The 16,637-nt window shown below is 43.9% G+C and carries 19 protein-coding genes; 11 read left to right on the top strand and 8 right to left on the bottom strand.

From position 1 onward, the window contains the following. Positions 1-78 precede the first annotated feature (78 nt). Entirely contained in the window at positions 79-222 is a 144-nt protein-coding gene (locus tag BMY78_RS33045) for a hypothetical protein (protein WP_177185948.1), read from the bottom strand. A 429-nt stretch (positions 223-651) separates the two neighbouring features. Here BMY78_RS33045 and BMY78_RS32215 point away from each other — a divergent pair, with 429 nt between their 5' ends. From BMY78_RS32215 to BMY78_RS32200, 4 genes are all read left to right on the top strand, one after another. After that, a complete protein-coding gene (locus tag BMY78_RS32215) occupies positions 652-933 on the top strand; it encodes a hypothetical protein (RefSeq protein WP_090905491.1) in 282 nt (93 codons plus the stop codon). 18 nt (positions 934-951) lie between these two features. Beyond that, positions 952-1,137: a hypothetical protein gene (locus tag BMY78_RS32210; protein WP_090905489.1), complete on the top strand. Its 186-nt coding sequence runs from the start codon at positions 952-954 to the stop codon at positions 1,135-1,137. Between the two features lie 139 nt (positions 1,138-1,276). After that, positions 1,277-2,122, top strand: coding sequence for an ArdC family protein (locus tag BMY78_RS32205; RefSeq protein ID WP_090905487.1), 846 nt, complete (start codon positions 1,277-1,279; stop codon positions 2,120-2,122). A gap of 52 nt (positions 2,123-2,174) precedes the next feature. Then, a complete protein-coding gene (locus BMY78_RS32200; RefSeq protein WP_090905485.1) occupies positions 2,175-2,837 on the top strand; it encodes a hypothetical protein in 663 nt (220 codons plus the stop codon). 161 nt (positions 2,838-2,998) lie between these two features. Here the strand turns inward: BMY78_RS32200 and BMY78_RS32195 are convergent, their stop codons facing one another. Beyond that, complete coding sequence (locus BMY78_RS32195) at positions 2,999-3,532, bottom strand: hypothetical protein (protein WP_090905483.1); 534 nt, start codon at positions 3,530-3,532, stop codon at positions 2,999-3,001. Between the two features lie 184 nt (positions 3,533-3,716). Here BMY78_RS32195 and BMY78_RS33580 point away from each other — a divergent pair, with 184 nt between their 5' ends. After that, a complete protein-coding gene (locus BMY78_RS33580) occupies positions 3,717-3,851 on the top strand; it encodes a hypothetical protein (protein ID WP_256222575.1) in 135 nt (44 codons plus the stop codon). 371 nt (positions 3,852-4,222) lie between these two features. Here BMY78_RS33580 and BMY78_RS32190 read toward each other — a convergent pair whose 3' ends face one another. Both BMY78_RS32190 and BMY78_RS32185 read right to left on the bottom strand, forming a co-directional pair. Then, on the bottom strand, positions 4,223-4,417 hold the full coding sequence (locus tag BMY78_RS32190; protein ID WP_256222576.1) for a helix-turn-helix domain-containing protein: 195 nt from the start codon (positions 4,415-4,417) through the stop codon (positions 4,223-4,225). Then, positions 4,414-4,746 carry a hypothetical protein gene (locus tag BMY78_RS32185; protein ID WP_090905479.1) on the bottom strand — a complete coding sequence of 111 codons (333 nt, stop codon included), beginning with the start codon at positions 4,744-4,746 and terminating at the stop codon, positions 4,414-4,416. Before BMY78_RS32185 ends, BMY78_RS32190 begins: the two co-directional genes overlap by 4 nt. Before the next feature lie 767 nt (positions 4,747-5,513). On the opposite strand from BMY78_RS32185, the gene BMY78_RS32175 reads away from it, so the two are divergent. Further along, positions 5,514-6,311: a phosphodiester glycosidase family protein gene (locus tag BMY78_RS32175; RefSeq protein WP_090905478.1), complete on the top strand. Its 798-nt coding sequence runs from the start codon at positions 5,514-5,516 to the stop codon at positions 6,309-6,311. Positions 6,312-6,367: 56 nt separating this feature from the next. Here BMY78_RS32175 and BMY78_RS32170 read toward each other — a convergent pair whose 3' ends face one another. Both BMY78_RS32170 and BMY78_RS32165 read right to left on the bottom strand, forming a co-directional pair. After that, a complete protein-coding gene (locus BMY78_RS32170; RefSeq protein WP_090905476.1) occupies positions 6,368-6,892 on the bottom strand; it encodes a hypothetical protein in 525 nt (174 codons plus the stop codon). A gap of 218 nt (positions 6,893-7,110) precedes the next feature. After that, positions 7,111-7,311: a helix-turn-helix transcriptional regulator gene (locus BMY78_RS32165; RefSeq protein WP_090905473.1), complete on the bottom strand. Its 201-nt coding sequence runs from the start codon at positions 7,309-7,311 to the stop codon at positions 7,111-7,113. Positions 7,312-7,630: 319 nt separating this feature from the next. Here BMY78_RS32165 and BMY78_RS32160 point away from each other — a divergent pair, with 319 nt between their 5' ends. The 3 genes from BMY78_RS32160 (at position 7,631) to BMY78_RS32150 (ending at position 10,877) form a co-directional block, all read left to right on the top strand. After that, complete coding sequence (locus tag BMY78_RS32160) at positions 7,631-9,010, top strand: helix-turn-helix domain-containing protein (RefSeq protein WP_177185947.1); 1,380 nt, start codon at positions 7,631-7,633, stop codon at positions 9,008-9,010. 1,085 nt (positions 9,011-10,095) lie between these two features. Beyond that, a complete protein-coding gene (locus BMY78_RS32155; RefSeq protein WP_090905469.1) occupies positions 10,096-10,278 on the top strand; it encodes an aspartyl-phosphate phosphatase Spo0E family protein in 183 nt (60 codons plus the stop codon). Positions 10,279-10,391: 113 nt separating this feature from the next. Beyond that, entirely contained in the window at positions 10,392-10,877 is a 486-nt protein-coding gene (locus tag BMY78_RS32150) for a hypothetical protein (RefSeq protein WP_090905467.1), read from the top strand. 268 nt (positions 10,878-11,145) lie between these two features. On the opposite strand, the gene BMY78_RS32145 is transcribed toward BMY78_RS32150, so the two are convergent. Further along, positions 11,146-11,544 carry a hypothetical protein gene (locus BMY78_RS32145; RefSeq protein WP_090905465.1) on the bottom strand — a complete coding sequence of 133 codons (399 nt, stop codon included), beginning with the start codon at positions 11,542-11,544 and terminating at the stop codon, positions 11,146-11,148. Further along, positions 11,541-12,749 carry a ParM/StbA family protein gene (locus BMY78_RS32140; protein WP_253500533.1) on the bottom strand — a complete coding sequence of 403 codons (1,209 nt, stop codon included), beginning with the start codon at positions 12,747-12,749 and terminating at the stop codon, positions 11,541-11,543. Before BMY78_RS32140 ends, BMY78_RS32145 begins: the two co-directional genes overlap by 4 nt. Positions 12,750-13,406: 657 nt before the next feature. Between BMY78_RS32140 and BMY78_RS32135 the strand changes: the two genes are divergently transcribed. Together BMY78_RS32135 and BMY78_RS32130 are read left to right on the top strand one after the other, a co-directional pair. Beyond that, complete coding sequence (locus BMY78_RS32135; protein WP_090905463.1) at positions 13,407-14,813, top strand: primase C-terminal domain-containing protein; 1,407 nt, start codon at positions 13,407-13,409, stop codon at positions 14,811-14,813. 1,084 nt (positions 14,814-15,897) lie between these two features. Continuing rightward, complete coding sequence (locus BMY78_RS32130) at positions 15,898-16,635, top strand: replication-relaxation family protein (protein WP_177185946.1); 738 nt, start codon at positions 15,898-15,900, stop codon at positions 16,633-16,635. Positions 16,636-16,637 lie beyond the last annotated feature (2 nt).

Below are 16,637 nucleotides of genomic sequence, written 5' to 3'. Positions count from 1 at the left end.
TGTACGCACCGCTGCGGGGTTACTTGGCCCGATAACCAGAGCGCCTAAACCGGGGAAGAGCGCCCCGGCTAAGGCGCTCTAGGTTCCTGTGCCGCGCTTCACACCCCGCACGGAGCCAAGGTCAAAACCTACCGGCAGATTCGGGGAGGGCATGGCTGCATCATGAACGCTCCGCGCTGCTACGCTCTTCATCAAGCCGCCACGCTGGAAGGGCAGCACCATGATTCCGCTGCGCTCCATCATCGTGCCAGGGATCTGTGAGCTGAATCACGGAAGGAAGGAGAGAACCGGCTGCAGCCGGTTCTTTTTGATGGAACACATTTTTTTCCCTTTTGCCTTCCGCATGGTAACCCGGGCAAAAGCCTACTAAGTGTCCGGCAGGCCGAGCCTCCGGCTTCGCCCCTCCACCTCCCGGACACTAAGTAGGCGGCCAGTCGTTCAAGGGGCAACAAAACTTTTTCTTCCATTGGTAAAGAAGAAGCGGAAGAAAAACTTTTGTGTGCTGATCCCTTGACCGCCTGTCATTGCCCTGGTTCCCAAGCATGCGTCAAAAGGGAAAAAATTCCCCTTTGGGGATGCCAGCCACGCGGCAGGCAACGTCCAAAAAATTCTCTTTTGACAACCAAAACCAAACAGAAAGGATGAAAAGCAATGACATTAACAATCAGAAAGTTCCGATTAGGCAAGGTGGTAGGAACGCCCGGATGCTTATCGGCCGTAGGTGATGAAAGGGAGATTTTGTTGGCTCTCCGCTGGCACATGGCCGGAAATTGGGGCGATATTTGCGAGGAAGATAAGGCCAGCAATGATGAAGCTCTTAAAACGGGTGGGCGGCTATTATCCGCTTATCGCGCCCATAACGGCGTTCGGTTTTGGGTAATCACCGAAGCTGACAGAAGCGTGACCACGCTTCTACTGCCCGAAGAATACTGAAATGGGAGGGGAAGCGCCATGAGCGAAGAAGAGCACTGGACGCTTTTAGAAAAATTGGTTACGGAGCGTATCCGCTTTTTAGAATCAAGGATAACGAACCTCACCAATTGGGGGAACGCTCCTGAACGGCTGGAGGAACTTAAACAAGAACTTGGATGCTACAGAGATTTAAAAGCATTTGTGGACGAAAAGAGGGCGCAGTGATTGCCCTGTGCATTAAGCCGCTCGCAACGGCTCCGAACAATGGATAAATCAAAAGCCTAAATAGCTTTAACTGCTCACTGAATGTTGGGTAAGGGGCTTCCCCTTACCCTCCTGATAAACCGACAGGAGGACAACCAAGATGCCTAAAAAGAAAGAAGACAAAAAAACGGTCTATGATATTGTGACTGAACGCATATTGAATTTGCTTGCGGCTGGTGTTGTGCCGTGGCGTAGGCCGTGGCGAAGCGGCGCGGCGGTGAATTGGAGGACACAAAAGCCGTACCGGGGCATTAATGCCATGTTGCTTGATGTAGGAGAGTACGCGACTTTTAAACAGATCACCGAAGCCGGAGGAACCGTCAAAAAAGGGACAAAGGCCGAAATTGTTGTTTTCTGGAAGTGGCTTGACAAAAAAAATGAGGAAACGGGCGAAGACGAGAAAATACCGCTTTTGCGTTATTACAAGGTGTTCAATATTGCAGGTACGGGCTTAGAGAGTAAACGGGCGGCGGCTTCGCCCGTAGACCACGACCCTATAGAAGATGCCGAGCGTCTGGTTAGCGGCTATACAGATCGGCCGCCTATCCGCTACGCATCGGGACGGGCGTTCTACCGTCCGAGTGAGGATGTTGTCAGTGTGCCGCCGCTGGTAGATTATCAACAGGCCGAGGAATATTACTGCACCTTGTTTCACGAGTTGGTGCATTCTACCGGACATAGCAAGCGCCTAAAGCGCCCGCTCGATGAGATAGCGGCGTTCGGGGATGAGGTATACAGCCGCGAAGAGCTGATTGCTGAAATGGGCGCGGCCATGCTGTGCGGCGTAGCGAAGATTGACAACCATACGATAGAAAACAGCGCCAGCTATATTAACGGCTGGGTGCGGAAGATTCAAGAGGATGATAAACGACTCGTTGTACAAGCCGCAGGGATTGCACAGCGGGCCGCAGACTATATACAAGGGATCAGCTACGAACAGGAATGAAACGGCGGGCCGGGCCAGTAGCGCAAACCTTAACTTGAAGGGGGAAAGGATTATGCCGCGGTTTACGTATCAGGAATTTTTGTTCTTCTGTGAATCGTTTCAAACGTTGAATCATTTTGATTTCAATCCGGAAGAGGTTTTATCCAAGCAGGAGGAAGGCCGGGGGCTGCATATATATGAATGCTTGTATCGGGATGGTAGCAATTATAAAACGCTGGTGGAGCTGACGTATGACGGGAATGATATTGCGTGGGGCATTGGGGATGGCTGGGGGGATGCAGACGACGAACTAAGCGCCCTCTATGATGCCTTACTGATTCTGAAGGGAGAGGAAGGAAGCGTAAGCCGGATTCAAGCCTTAATAGAAGGATCTCGATTCGCCGGGCTGACGGTGGAGCAGGCCCTTATCAGTGATGAGCGGGGCGCTCATTTGCTAGGCGTTGAAATTCAATCGCCCGGAGAGAGCCGGAGCGTCCGAATGCTGGCTTGCCACGTATCAAGCTGTGAGTTTGATTTACTTCGATTCAGGATGAAGCTAGAGCCGGACCCGGCCGCTTATGAATGGGAGAGCTACACGCCTAATCACCCCCTGCGGGTGACACAATCGGTGAAGGTACAGGGCAATCAGCTTGTAGGGAAATCCATGTGCTGGTATCTGGTGTACGTGCCGGATGCAGAATCTTACATGTTACTGCGGCAACAGCTCCACGGTTAGAACGCAACGTAGATATCGGAGGAATCGGGAAACTGATTCCTCTTTTTTGCATACCAGGAGGCGGATCGGAGCGCCGCCAGGGGGAAGCTTTCCCCCTGGACCCCCTGCTTTTCCTTGGTGCTTGATCATCCGGTAGATGTCCTAACCTGTTATGGCGGGGATCACAAGTTTTCTTTGGATCGGGCTACAGCCCGTTCAGCATCTCTTCGTATTTGGGCAGTGGCCCACTGGATCAAAGTAGGGATAGCAGATCCTACAAGCTTATCCATTGTACTAAATCGCTTCCCGGTAAATGGACAAATATATTGATCGCGTGTCTCCAGGACTGCATTTTCAGCTTGGTTCGGGTACAGCACTTTATACATAGATTTTTTTGCGGCTTCTATCACATCCGGCGGCACTTCCTCATCGGATAGGCGCTGGTGAATATCCCATCGTTCTTCAGCGTACTGCCGGGGGTAGTCAACGCTTCTACGCTCCCGTTCAAATTGAGTAATCGGGGGCTGCGGCGCTGGACTGGTTTCCAGTGCAGCCGCTTTTCTCGCTTTATTCATTCTATCTTTTACGAAGGCTCCGTAAGTCATGCCCGACTGCTCAATTTCGTCCCATTCTTCTTCTGACAGCGTGAGCGAAACTTTCTTTGTGATGCCTTGGGCGGGACGGCCAACGGGCCGTGGTTCGTTTTGAGATTGCATGTTGAGAGTTGCCCCCCTTACAATTTAAGTTACTTTAAATATTCGTCTCTGTTGATCCTATAATAATTTGGGTTACCTGAATTGTCTAGCTATCGACCTTTGTCCGAACCTGATATAATAGTTGGTAGACAAGTAACCGGTGGGATTATCGGCACGGCGAAGCTACCCGAGAGGGGGTGACGCTGTGTCACTTGATCTGGTCGTGAAGATATTGGACTTGCTGCTAAAATTGGTCGGCATATTTGCTGGCCTGAAGACTCTGTTTGGCAGCCAGAAAAAGAAACCTTTACGAAAAGACAAGAAAAACCACCGGCAATAGGTTGGGGCCTTGATCCGGTGGTTTTTCGCTCATATGAATGAAACTCTCGCCGTGGTCGCCCACTGGCAAATTTGTCTGGATAGTCGTGATGCGGTCAACATCACGGCTATTTTTATTATACCCAATGTCTGGTGAAACAATGACAAATGGGAAATTCAATTGCCTTTGTGCCAAGTATAGCACAATCGAATATGTTTTTCTACAAAGCGTAAGGTTACTGAAATGTAGATAAGATCCGCTCATCTATATATAAAAATATATCTCTAAAAAAGAGAATTTTTGTTTCCTTCAGCTTAAAATTAGGACTTGGAGCGAGAAACTTTGTCGGGGTCACTCATCTCTTATACCGGAAGAAGCCTGTTTCATGCTTATCATTCATCATTATCATGAAAGGGAAGATCAGTGGTGTGGAACAATTCAATCAGGACTAGTCGCATGTGTTGCAACGCATCTTCTTGAGGCATCGAAATATATCGGCTATGCCGGAGCATTTCTGGTTCAAAATAGTGCAGAAGCTTTAACATGGCATCTGGATCGTGATTCTTTGCTTTGGTCAATAAAGTCATGAACTCATTTTTTGTAAGAGTAAATGGAGAGTTTTTCGTTTCCATTTATTCACCGCCTGTTGAGACATATTTAATTCTTTTGCTAATTGCAATTCAGTTTTGTTCTTTAAAAAAAGATCGCGGATGATCTTTTTCCCAATGCTAGGTGGAATCTCATTCAAAAGTTGCTGGACAAGTAAACGACTATCAGTCTCTTCAAATGGGGAGTAACTTGGTTGGTGTGTAATATCCCCCAACATACACTCGCGCTTTCGTTTACTTTTTACGTTATACTGCAAGCGCCAGGCTGCACGTTGTAATTCTTTTCTGTAATATTTTTCAATTCCCATGGGTCATCCCTCCAATCATTGTTATAGCTAAGATATGATGTTCTGCTAGGAGCCGAAACGGTGTATGTACAATATAAGGAGTTGAGAAGGCTGTTTCCACAACCAAAAATAGGAACTTATGTTCTTATTATAGCTTTTATTTTCTTTTTTTTTAGTCGAACTCTGTCGATTTGTTTTGGGGAATTTGGTTGAAAAATACATACTAGAATCTATGATCAAACTGAAGAATAAAAAAAGGACCCCAATTCGGGTCCTTTTTTTATATTCTTCTATTAAGATTCATTAAGAATCGTAACTTCAATGTCTAAAGCTAAAACGTATCCATGCACAGATATGCTCCCATTTATTCATGCAGAAAAATTTTCAATAGGACGTCCAGCTTTGCTATTTGTTTTTATCTTGCATTGCTTGAATAACTTTTATAAGTCGAGTCAAAGACTGATCGAGCCGATCCAACTTTTCAACGACTGTCTGTAATACATAGCGAATAAGAATAAAGCATAATGTGACTGGAAATCCGACATTCGTAATTAATGAAATTATATCTGCGACTTGCATCTCAATCTCCCCCCTCATCTTATAAATGAGGGTGATGACATTGAGAATTTAACAACCTATGCCCATACTATTCACTGAAATTACATCATAGCCACCTAATTTTATTGGAGGATAGTTGTAAACATTGCTTCTTCATCACCTTACAAGTGAAGGCAAAAAAATCCCGGGAACTATTTAATTTGCCCTAACTTATTTGGAGGTGGTTTTCAATGTCAACAGCTAAATATTATTCCACGACACATGGCGGTAGCGCAGTGCGCTATATTGATGCTGAGCTTAGCACAATCAGTGTGGAAAGTATTTCAGGAAAGAACGTTAGGGATTCTGGAAAGTTCGGTATTAACGGTACGTTCTTTTCAGGTACAACCCTGACTGGTATTGCTGTAAACAAAGACCCGAACGGTTTTAGTAAACGGGTAGCCGCAAACGGAGATACAACAACCGGGGTTTCCTATAATGGTACTGTATATCCGTCGAAACGCGGAACAATGTACTATTTCAATCCGTCAGCCGGTGTTAGTTTTTTCGATACGATGCCGGTAAAAGACTTTTTGGATTATCCAAACTCCAGCACAACTAATGTTCAATGGGCGATTGGAGGCTATAGCTTGCATCCAAAAAAAGCGTATGCCAACTCTGATGCTTTTTACGAAGATATTAACGGCAAGGGAGCTACTACCAAGCAGCCGACTTCCAACTCGGAAAATGCTTATCGCTTCTCGCCTACATCGGCTACAGCCCGTACAGCAATAGGCTATAGGTATCATGATAAAAAAACAAAAATTGTTCTGGCGGTCTTTGCAAACCATAGCGCATGGAGCGTAAGACAATTCATGGCGGATCTAGGCTGCACGTTTGCGATCATGCTTGATGGTGGTGGGTCTTCTCAAATTCGTTACAAAACATCGAGTGGTACGACTGATTTTTGGTGTCCGAAGCCTGATACTGGTGGTTCTGTACGCGCGGTCCATTCTATGGTTACAGTGAATGCTTCTCAGTGGTTATAATCGATAGATGAAGCAAGCCATGAACCCCCTGCTGGGGCTTCATGGCTTTTTCATTCCTAATTGGTTATGGAGAAAATACGCCACTCTTCTTTTTCCTTCTTCATGAGGTAAAGTTTCTCCGTTTCATATGTCTTTAAAGGAGAATCGCTAAAGAGGACGTCCTGTTGTGTTACAAACACTTCGATGGTCCCGTCATTTAAAGGATTAAATCGTGGATTATCCATGGAAATAGTGATTCCATACGTTTCATCTTTTCCTTTTTGCATCGCGTGATCCTGAACAAAGGTAGCCCTTAATGCCTGCATATCAAAATCCACAATTGCTTTCATCATTTGGTTAAGGGTTTTTACAATAAGCAGCTCGTCACCTTTATAATCTTGTTCATTGATGTAATGAAAGGTGTCGATACCAGCCTGTTTTAACGCTGTGCTTACTTCAGCTTTACTAGTGTACGATATGGGTTCAGAATTACTGCTGGCTAGTGTTGATTCTCCAGAAGCGGATGGAGAAGGATGTGGGGATGACTCTGTACAACCAGTAAGCAGGCTGCTGAGTAAGAGACAAGCGAACAACTTTCTCATACAATAAAATCCTCCTTTGCATAATTATATCCATTTAGACGATAGGTAACCTCCATAAGTTGCTATTGTTATAACTGAGAGTGTGCCGTCATATTTACTGTGTGATTTAGAAACTCTGTAGGCAACCAAAAAAGAAAACACCGGCGATAGGTTGTGCCATTGATCTATTGATTCAATGTCCTTTGAATCATGACAGGGGAAATCTACTTAAGGGGTCATTAAAATTTCCATTCGTCTACTTCCCGAGGGTCAACGCCTAACAAATGGCCGATCAGAAGCGCCAAAGTTACGCTCGGGATCACTACACCGTACTCAATGTTCTGGTAGTTTCGTAAGGAGCATTTCATGGTGTTGTTGATCACATGTACGATTGATTCTTGTGTATAGCCTGCGGCTTCCCTTGCTTCCTTGATCCTCAATTTGGTTATATCTCCTCATATTTAATCTATGTCTTCATATGATAGATGAGGAAATTAATTCATATCACGTTTTATGAAACGTGAAATATATTGCACGAAAAATAATTCGTTATATAATAATAGATGCCGGTATTTCCCGGCTCCATTAAACCTTTTGCCGGGTCTGAAAGGACATGCCCACTTAGATACCTCTAAGTGGGTATGTCTCCTTTTTGTAACAAAATAAGGTATTTTATTGTTGACCGCCGTTCAATTCGAGAATACTATTATCTTTATAATAATCTAAATTATGGGTTTTTCATGTTGGGGGTGTGTCTGTTTGGAAAATATACGAGAAACTTTAACAAGGTACATGCGAAAACACAACATGAACCACTCACGATTTTCGGAACTTTCCGGAATAAATACGGGAACACTTAGTCGGATTATCAAGGGGAGCAATCCGATTTCAGTAAAACAATTAGAGTCAATTACTCAGGCAATGGGCTTAGCTGAAGACTCTCTATTTGATGCTTACGTGGAAGAGTGCTTTGCTTTTGCTGCATCAATTCGCCGTATTCGCCCGTTTATTATCAAGTGTGCGGAGCTGGGACGCCTGGATTGCATCGAGCGGATTGTTCCGCGGCTTCTTGATAATTTATCCTATGTCCCGGCGCTATTTGAAGTTGCTGAAGAACTATTTACCAGGAAGCATTATCAAGCTGCGGCATTGCTCTATGATAATGTGAGTAAAGCTGAAAAGTTTCAGCATTCGGAGCGGCTGGCGTTTTGCCGTTATCGCTTGTTTTTGATTGAGCTGGGTACTGATTTGGAAAAGAACTATAAGGCAGCCATGGTATTTGAAGATTACGTAAATCGGTTGCATGAAGCGGATCAGTTGGAAGCATTAAAGCGCCTTATAGATGTACTGGTTACTGTACATAAGTGGAAAAAAGTTGATGAACTTGCTGAAGAAATGCTTCGGATTGCTCAGATCCAATATGATTTACACGCTGGAGGAATGGAGAAAAAGCCTGAACGTCCAATCTACTTTTATATCCTTTATGCGTTACTGATCCGTTCTGCTGTATGCGAGGAATATAAGGATTACGAGGGTGCGCTGCAATATGTCTCTTTATATACAGCAGGGGGATCATGGGTACGAGAAGATGATGAAGAAGCCAGATTCCTTATTAATCAATTTGTTGAGTGGGGTAAAGCGAATACCTACCTGTATCAATTATGGTCGGGTGAATCTGCTGCCCTACATAATTATGCTGATTTTGTGGCCGATCATCCAGAAGAAATCTTTGTTGCTTTGTGCAACATTGTTCAAGCAGCTAATCAATTTGATTTTGATATTGACGGTATACTGGAACGTTTCAAGGCATATATTCCATTCCAAGCTATAGAAGGTCGATACGGCCAATATAGCAATTCCATTTTAGGTGAAAAGTATGCTCAGTTTTTGAGTGACTTGGCTGTCTATAAATTTAATAAAAGCCCAGAAAACACGGATAATGCAATAAATCTTATATTAGAGGGATTGGATTTTTCTGTTAAAATAAACAGTGTACGGAATATGGTTACCTGTATGACTCTTTTTGAGCAGTATAGGGATTTCGCGGATCAAGAAGCGAAAGGGAAATTTAAAAAACTTGCGAGTGAGGTGCATCGGATCAATGCGGAAAAGAACGTGGTTCCTATTAGTTTCGTTTAGTTGTCTTGTGGCGACTGTGACTCCTGTTATTACTACACTTACCACAATGGGGCATGGCGTTGGTTGGGGCTGAGAAATGGATAACTTATAGTTAGTTACATGCTAAAGCTTTCCCTGGAGGGGGGAGCTTTTTTTCTTGTTTTGAGAGCTGTTTTTTTCAGAAGCCTGGTTGTAATCCAGGCTGATTGGTTGTAACCCATCGGGGGGTTGTAAAGGAGCTGAAGGGCAGGAGAACGATCGGGCTGATGCTACAGGCTCTAAGGCGGCCATAGCGGCCTCCTAAGAGCCTGTACGCACCGCTGCGGGGTTACTTGGCCCGATAACCAGAGCGCCTAAACCGGGGCAGAGCACCCCGGCTAAGGCGCTCTAGGTTCCTGTGCCGCGCTTCACACCCCGCACGGAGCCAAGGTCAAGGGCCAGCGGGCAGATCGGAGTTGGAAGGAGAGAACCGGCGGCCGCCAGTTCTTTTTGATGGAACACATTTTTCCCTTTCGCCTTCCGCATGGTATCAGCTCCCAGCCCGACTAGGCCCCCGGCGCGTGAGCCTCCGGCTACGCCCCTCTTCACACCGGGGGCCAAGACGGGCAGCCATCCGTTCAAGGGGCAGCAAAACTTTTTCTTCCCATAGGAAGTGAAGAAGCGGTAAGAAAAACTTTTGCTGCTGATCCCTTGACCGCCTGTCTATGGGACTGATCCCAAACATGTGTCAAAAGGGAAAAAATTCCCCTTTGGGGATGCCAGCCACGCGGCAGGCAACGTCCAAAAATAGAACGGGCAAACTCAGTGAAGCAGAACAATATCTATGTGAGAGTATTCCAGAAGTGTATAATGCTACGAGAACGTACCTAACGGCAAAAAGGGCTATAACCGCTCGCAACGGTTATAGCCCCTAAATCAAAACCCTAAATAGTTTCAACTACTGAAGTTTGAGTAAGAGGGATGCTTTCTCAACTCTTACAGAAACATTATATCATATTTTGATTTTGATGCAACTGTTAATTCCAAAAAATGGAGTGGTGTCGTCTCACTATGATGCAATTATTTGACATAAAAACCTATAATAGCACAAAAGGAGATGTGGTTCTATGGAGAAAAGTATGCTTATTAAGCTGCGGATAGAACGTGCCAGGAATCGTCTTCATGCTCTGACAGCAAAGCACGAGAATTTTCAGCATCCTGCCGTAATCAAGCAATCTATGGTATTGGATGATTTAATTAATCAGTATAATAGGATAGGAGATCAGCAAATAAAAAAGCCGATTGGATGAACAATCGACTTTGGGCGAGAAACTTTTGCCGGGTCACTCGCCCTTCTAGTTTAACAGATCATGCAAAAAAATACATTTTGATTTGAAATGCCATTAGGAAGGAGCTTGAAATCATGCAGACATGTGCTTATTGCGGATCGGCTGTTGAGACAGTCGGTAACGGCCTATATTGCACATTTTGTGATATGGAAGTCTACCAAGACGATATTCAGATAAACGGTATGAGAAGGCCGGTGCGAGCTGAGAAGATGGTTATGCTATCAGCAGCAGAACGATCGACACAGGAGCTTATGGAGAAAGACAGTTACTATTTGACTGTTCTTTTAAAGCTGGTTCGGGAAGAACGTAAACGGACATACAATCTGCTGAGGGTGGTTAATAAAGGTGCAGCCTTACTACCTGGGGAGTCTGCTTTTAAGCAGGGACAAGATGAAGGTGCAAATAATTACCGCTACTGGACTCGTAAAGGCTGGATTATTGAAAATATTTTACGTGATAGGGCCGGTTACTATCCGGCAAAAATCACGGATAACTTACTGAATGGCATCCTGGAGCAAGTAGAGAAGAGTAATGAAAAACCTATGACGTTTTCTTTGTAATGATTATTCATGTAACGTTAATTTAAGTTACCTAAAATCTGAATGGATAACAGAATTTAAGTTACCTAAATAAAGGGGGTTCTTTCAAGAGCCCCCTTTTTCGTATGGGAGAGGGGGCTTGGCACGCGCCCAAGCTTAGAATGAGAGCGCGGCAGCTTCACATTCTCCTTGTCCATCATATTAGGTGTACATAGTGTACTAGGTACACCGCTAATATAAGTCAACAAGCAAGTAAAGCCCCCTGGCATTGCCGGGGGGCTTTACTTGCTTAAAATGATTTAGGGTTGATTTGTTGTAATAACGGATCGTCTTCATCTTTTTCCTCTTCCGGAGTGTTACTCTCTTGAAGGGGAGTTGTAGCCGCGGTCGCTATTTTTTCGGCTGTCATTACGGCAGGTTGTGGGTCAGGAATAGCATTGATGGCCGGGAGCTGCGATAAAGGTAATGATTGCATTCCGTTGAGTAGAGGTTCCTGATAGAGAATTTTTTGTATGTCATGGTCTGTGATGTTTCTATATCCGAACCGATCAATCATGTGCAAGACAAGGCTTGCTAAGGATAGTTGTATGTTAGACTGTTCATCAATCCAGCGATTTATTTTTTCGTGCTCTTGTAGCTCGCCTACTCGCCAAGAGACATTTTTTCGTTTTGGGGTAGGTTCTGTCACCCTTCAACACCCGCTTCTTGAAAGAGAACTTTCTTATGCAAAATGTTCAAGCCGTAGACATTCAAGTTTACAGCGTATTCTCCTGGAATCCAAACCAACAAGCAGTGGACTGCATCAGCAAATTTCTTTGCTTCGTCGTATAGATCAGGCTCAAAGGTGATACTTCCACCACCGAAAACCATAATAAATTCAATGTCGCCGCCAATCGTACTGTATTGATCTTGTATAGCAACTAGGATGTTATTAGCCTCTGAAAATTGCGCTTCTTCCATGAAGCTAGTTGCCATCGAGTACAAGTTATCTGTAGGATCTTGGAGGATTTGGTCAAAACGTTGGCGGTTAACTTCTAAGTATCCTTGAGTTTCTTCTGTTAAAAGTTTGGCCGCTGCTTCAGCAGCATGACCAACTCCATGTTTTTTTCCAGTACAGTTATCGAGAACTGGGTTTAAACCATGCGTATGAATCAATTCTACTGTTCCCGATCCAATATCTACAAGAAGTCCCTTTTTAGTTGCGAAATCTCGTGGCGTTAACTTTAATAGTTCAGGCTTATCGGCATATGTTTCTCTGAACTTAGCCAGTATATGGGGTGGTTCTGTAGCTTCTGTTTTTGGACTCTTCCAGAATACAAAACCATAGAGGCCGGTTAAACCTTCTTGGGTGATTTTAGACCTTTTATAGTTAATAGTAACCACCACAGACGCCTTGCCAATATGCACGGTTACGATATGAGTGTTTTCTGTGAAGCGATCCTCTAAAATCTTCGCTTTGGCAGGATTCCATTCAGAAGCAGGGATGGAACCGGCAAGAGATCCATTTACTTCTATGGTTTGAGGCAATGCATTGTGAGTTGAATAGTAATTTTGAATCTCATGAGCTGCTTGCATAGCTAAAGTCATTACCACGGGGATATCATGTTTGTGTTTATTTCCAAGTCTGATATTCATATTGTCTGATGTTGTTGTCAAATTCGCGTGGTTGCCTACTGCATAGATTCCGTCTCTTTTAATGGCCTTACTGCTAATGTTAACAACAAGTTCGTTCATTAAGTTATTGACAATAGCAGCAATGGATTTATCCGATTCATCTGGCTTAGTATATAGTCTCTTAATGACAGCCGGTTGGGAGTAAAAGGTATCATCTATAATCATTTTGTTTGTTGAGTTACCAAAATCAGCGTTAGACTCTTTTTGTTTGACTGGCACAGAAAAAACCTCCTATAAGTTTATTTTGAATTCAAAATGAGTTTAAAAAAGACTGTGAAACTCTATCTTCCATTAGTATAATATACCAAGACGAAGATATCAACCTAAAATGAGTTGTTATATAAATCTAAAATGAGTTCAATATGAGTTTATTGTTACATAATGAGTTTATAGTGAATTTAAATAAGCAATTAAAATAGACTTATAATATATTTAATATAAACTCAAAATGAGTTTGTATTAAATAAAAAAAGTGTTCTCTGCCAATTAGAAGGCAAAAAACACTTGTGGGAGTAGGAGAAGCTATTAAAAGTTCTTGCAAAAAAAATAGATTAGTGGCAAAATCGAAGTATATCCACATATTCACATGTTGACAACTTTCGAGTAAATGAGAACGTTTTTTATATAAAAGAACAACAAAACACAAAAAAATAAAGCACCACCACTTTTTATAGAGAAGCTCGGTCGCCAAACTAATCTTCTCTATAAAACCCAGAGTTGTGCTTTACTTTTAAAAGTTCTATTTGAGGTTCAATAATAACTTAACCTTTTTGTTAGGTCTATTATACCCCATCTACGAAAAAAAAGTAAAGTACAAACTCTTATTTTCCTATTGCCTTTTTTCAGGGCAAGTGGTGCGGAAATAGGAGTTTTTTTATGTCTATCGTTGTCCAGTCTAAAGCAGGCCAAGGCCATATATTGCGTCGATTTTTCAGGTCGCAAGTCCAAGAGTCCCCTAGCAGGCACAAACAATCAAATGCTGGCCGTGGGTATGATTTCGGCTGGATTTATACCAGTCAAGATTGCCAAACATATAGGGTATGTCGGTCATATAACACTTTAGACATACATGCCCAAAGTAATACATACTACACCCCGAATACATTCTATCGTAACGATCGGCGCGCCCAGGACACACTTCGCTGGCTCAATGCTGTTGTTTTAGACATCGACACGAAAAATGGCCAAAATGATGGGCTTATTTTGCCTGAGCTTTTGGAACGGATCAGCGCTGCCGGTCTGCCTCGCCCCTCTCTGATTGTCCGGACACCTTCAGGTGGCTTTCATGTACACTTTATTTTGGATCAACCTCGCAAGGCGTATGCTAATGCTGTGCGCCAGTACCAGTTGCTTCAGCGTACAATCGCTGAAGCTATTGGTGCTGATCTTCAGGCCATCGGCGCCGAACGCTTTTTCCGGATTCCTAATGACAGCAATATTATCTTTCAGACGGACTCCACGGTGTCGTTTGAAGCTCTGAATGACTGGTACTGGATGAATTACGCTGAAAGCCGTACAAGCCATTGTAAGGGTGCTGGACGGGCTGATCTAAGTGGCAGAGGGATATTGCAGCACCCGGCTTTCCAGACCCTGCTGAGGGGCGTACAGGTTGGTGCGAGGGATCGGACTGCCTATACTTTGGCATTAGCATTTAAAGTAGAAGGATACACAGATGATGAAGCAGCAGCTAAATTACATGCCTGGAATGAGCTGCTGGACACCCCTTTGTCTTGCCGGGAAATTGAAAAAAAAGTAAAAAGTGCTTACCGTGAGGGTGGAAAAAAAGGCCCGAAGGCATCTATCGTGACTGAGCTGTCTGGAATTGCGTTTCAATACGGCCCGGTATGGGAACCGGCTAAGCCAAGAGAGGAACGTAAAAACAGCCATTTTGACGAATGGGCACATGATGTAATTACATCCCTGAAGGCATTGCCTGGGAATGAAATAGTAGATTCACAACGAAAACTGGCTGCTCATTGGGGCATGTCTTTGTCGTCTTTTCAGCATGTAATTCGTATGTTAATAGACTCGGAACGTATTACCGTAGAGGTTACCGGAAAAGGCCGGACAGCTCAGACGGTTATTCGTCTAGTCTGTGATGAGTTGGAACAGGAACAAATGGACAACAGCAGCCCCCTGGTATCCAGTGGATCAAAGAATGAATTTTTCAATGTACCAAGCTCCAATACACTTATCCTAGATACGGTGGTGGGTGGGGCTGGTCTTCTTGTTGGCCGTTTCGTCTATCAGCATCGTTTACTTCCTGGCGCTGATCCTCCTTGATTGTTTGTGGGTCTTTTTTTGGGGTTTCTTGTGGTAGTTTTGGGAGTGTTCTTTTTTGTTCCTATCTAGTTCGTATGCTCTATTTAGTCCTAATTTGGGAGTCCTATCCATGGGAGTTTGTGACCAATTTGTGGGGAATTTATACATTTAGCTGGCAGTTTGTGGTGGAGCTTTGCTATACTGAAACCGTAACTAGAGCGTTACACAGGCTATTAACAAAGCAATCAACTAGACCGTCCACCTCTTAATGTTTTAGTTGATAGTCAAAAATGGTGTTATCCCTTGCTGTTACTGGGGAGCGGGAATCCACCCACCCCCCGAAGGCAATTCCTGACCCCACCTACACAACGTCCGTAGTTGGGGTCAGGAATAACGGGGGGTGGGTGGATTCTAAGTTAGTGTGATGTGATGTGTGATTTTAATTATTTAAGATTTAAAGATTTATAGAGGTGGATGAGGTGTAGAGGGAGGGGGAGAGAGTTAAGAGATTAAGGTCAAGAGATGAAAGAGAAAGAGTTACAGGTGAGGTTATGAGTTAGTGTGGAGGTAGGAGTTACGTTAGAGCGGAGTTTTGATGTGACTGTGAGGTTTGAGTTACTTTAGTGCGGATCGTGGAGATACTTTGGATGGGTAGTAGCCTATGTTTGCGGTGGGTGTTACCTAGTGAATTGGGTACGAGCTGGTAGAGAATTGGTTAGACATTGCGACAGGTCGTCGCTGAGTATTGATGTTTATTTGCTGCTTGTGGATACGTATTTAGGGTTGCGAACAGACATTGGATTGTGTGGATAAGTTACGTTTTTAGTTACGAGTTTAGTTACGTTTTTAGGTGAGCGCTGTTCGTGTGAGCGGCTGTGTACTATGCTTTCGGTTTACATGGCGCATGTAGGTTTAGGGAACTGAAGCAGTGAAGAGGTTCTGCATTTTTTTATGAATGAGCTGCGACTAACAATCTGGAATCATGATGCTTATTTGCGACCTTACTTACGTTGTTAGTTACTATTCATAAACCTTTACGATTTCTACCAGAAATTTGGTATAGTTAGAAGGAGTGTGATTTAGTCAACGAATAGGAGGCGCTTTTTTGATTAGCAAATATACGGATTTTAAAGAGAAGGATTTAGAGATTCTACGTTTCATTTTGAAACATGGAATCGTTACGTCCAAACAAATTCAGACCCACATTAATGAATCTGGTATTCATAATGTTTATCGTAGATTGCGGAAACTCGAAAGTGCAGGGATGATCTGGAAGAAGAAGCTTGCGCTCACATTGAACGTTTATTTCCCGAAACGGGATGCCAGGGATTTTCTTGATTATCCGGTTACGGTTGCAAACGACACAAGTATGTATACCGCGCAGCATGATTTAATCATCAATGATCTGATACTGCACCTGAAGGGGCAACTGAAGAATCAAACATTTGACTACAAAACGGAACGGGAATATCGCTTTGAGCTGCTTGAAGATCGAGGTAAGGCGGATATGCTCAAAAAGTGGAATGAGATCCGCGAGACGTTGCCCGATTTTGTTATTCTGTTGACGAATCACACTATAGCCGTGGAAGCCGAGCTGAATACTAAAGCTGTCTCCAGGCTCCAGAAGAAGATTGATCTTTATGCGCGGGAGATCCGGGAGGGGAAATATACGGATGTTTGGTATTTTGTCCCGAATGGCACAGTAGGCAACGCTATTGAACGTGCAAAGGTTCTTGTGGCTAAAGAGTGGGCCAATAAAGCCCGTCCAGCCGAAACGGAATCTGGTGTGAATGTCTTCAAGCAAATCAGCGTGAAATCCCTACCGGAAGAGGTAAGGAGCTGAAC

Source organism: Paenibacillus sp. OK076 (genome assembly GCF_900110055.1).
Taxonomy (GTDB): Bacteria; Bacillota; Bacilli; order Paenibacillales; family Paenibacillaceae; genus Paenibacillus.
This window is presented reverse-complemented; position numbering and strand designations above follow the sequence as displayed.

Excerpts from the sequence above, each read along its gene's own strand:
- BMY78_RS33045 (WP_177185948.1), bottom strand. The coding sequence starts at position 222 with ATGGTGCTGCCCTTCCAGCGTGGCGGCTTGATGAAGAGCGTAGCAGCG.
- BMY78_RS32215 (WP_090905491.1), top strand. The coding sequence starts at position 652 with ATGACATTAACAATCAGAAAGTTCCGATTAGGCAAGGTGGTAGGAACG.
- BMY78_RS32210 (WP_090905489.1), top strand. The coding sequence starts at position 952 with ATGAGCGAAGAAGAGCACTGGACGCTTTTAGAAAAATTGGTTACGGAG.
- BMY78_RS32205 (WP_090905487.1), top strand. The coding sequence starts at position 1,277 with ATGCCTAAAAAGAAAGAAGACAAAAAAACGGTCTATGATATTGTGACT.
- BMY78_RS32200 (WP_090905485.1), top strand. The coding sequence starts at position 2,175 with ATGCCGCGGTTTACGTATCAGGAATTTTTGTTCTTCTGTGAATCGTTT.
- BMY78_RS32195 (WP_090905483.1), bottom strand. The coding sequence starts at position 3,532 with ATGCAATCTCAAAACGAACCACGGCCCGTTGGCCGTCCCGCCCAAGGC.
- BMY78_RS32190 (WP_256222576.1), bottom strand. The coding sequence starts at position 4,417 with ATGACTTTATTGACCAAAGCAAAGAATCACGATCCAGATGCCATGTTA.
- BMY78_RS32185 (WP_090905479.1), bottom strand. The coding sequence starts at position 4,746 with ATGGGAATTGAAAAATATTACAGAAAAGAATTACAACGTGCAGCCTGG.
- BMY78_RS32175 (WP_090905478.1), top strand. The coding sequence starts at position 5,514 with ATGTCAACAGCTAAATATTATTCCACGACACATGGCGGTAGCGCAGTG.
- BMY78_RS32170 (WP_090905476.1), bottom strand. The coding sequence starts at position 6,892 with ATGAGAAAGTTGTTCGCTTGTCTCTTACTCAGCAGCCTGCTTACTGGT.
- BMY78_RS32155 (WP_090905469.1), top strand. The coding sequence starts at position 10,096 with ATGGAGAAAAGTATGCTTATTAAGCTGCGGATAGAACGTGCCAGGAAT.
- BMY78_RS32150 (WP_090905467.1), top strand. The coding sequence starts at position 10,392 with ATGCAGACATGTGCTTATTGCGGATCGGCTGTTGAGACAGTCGGTAAC.
- BMY78_RS32135 (WP_090905463.1), top strand. The coding sequence starts at position 13,407 with ATGTCTATCGTTGTCCAGTCTAAAGCAGGCCAAGGCCATATATTGCGT.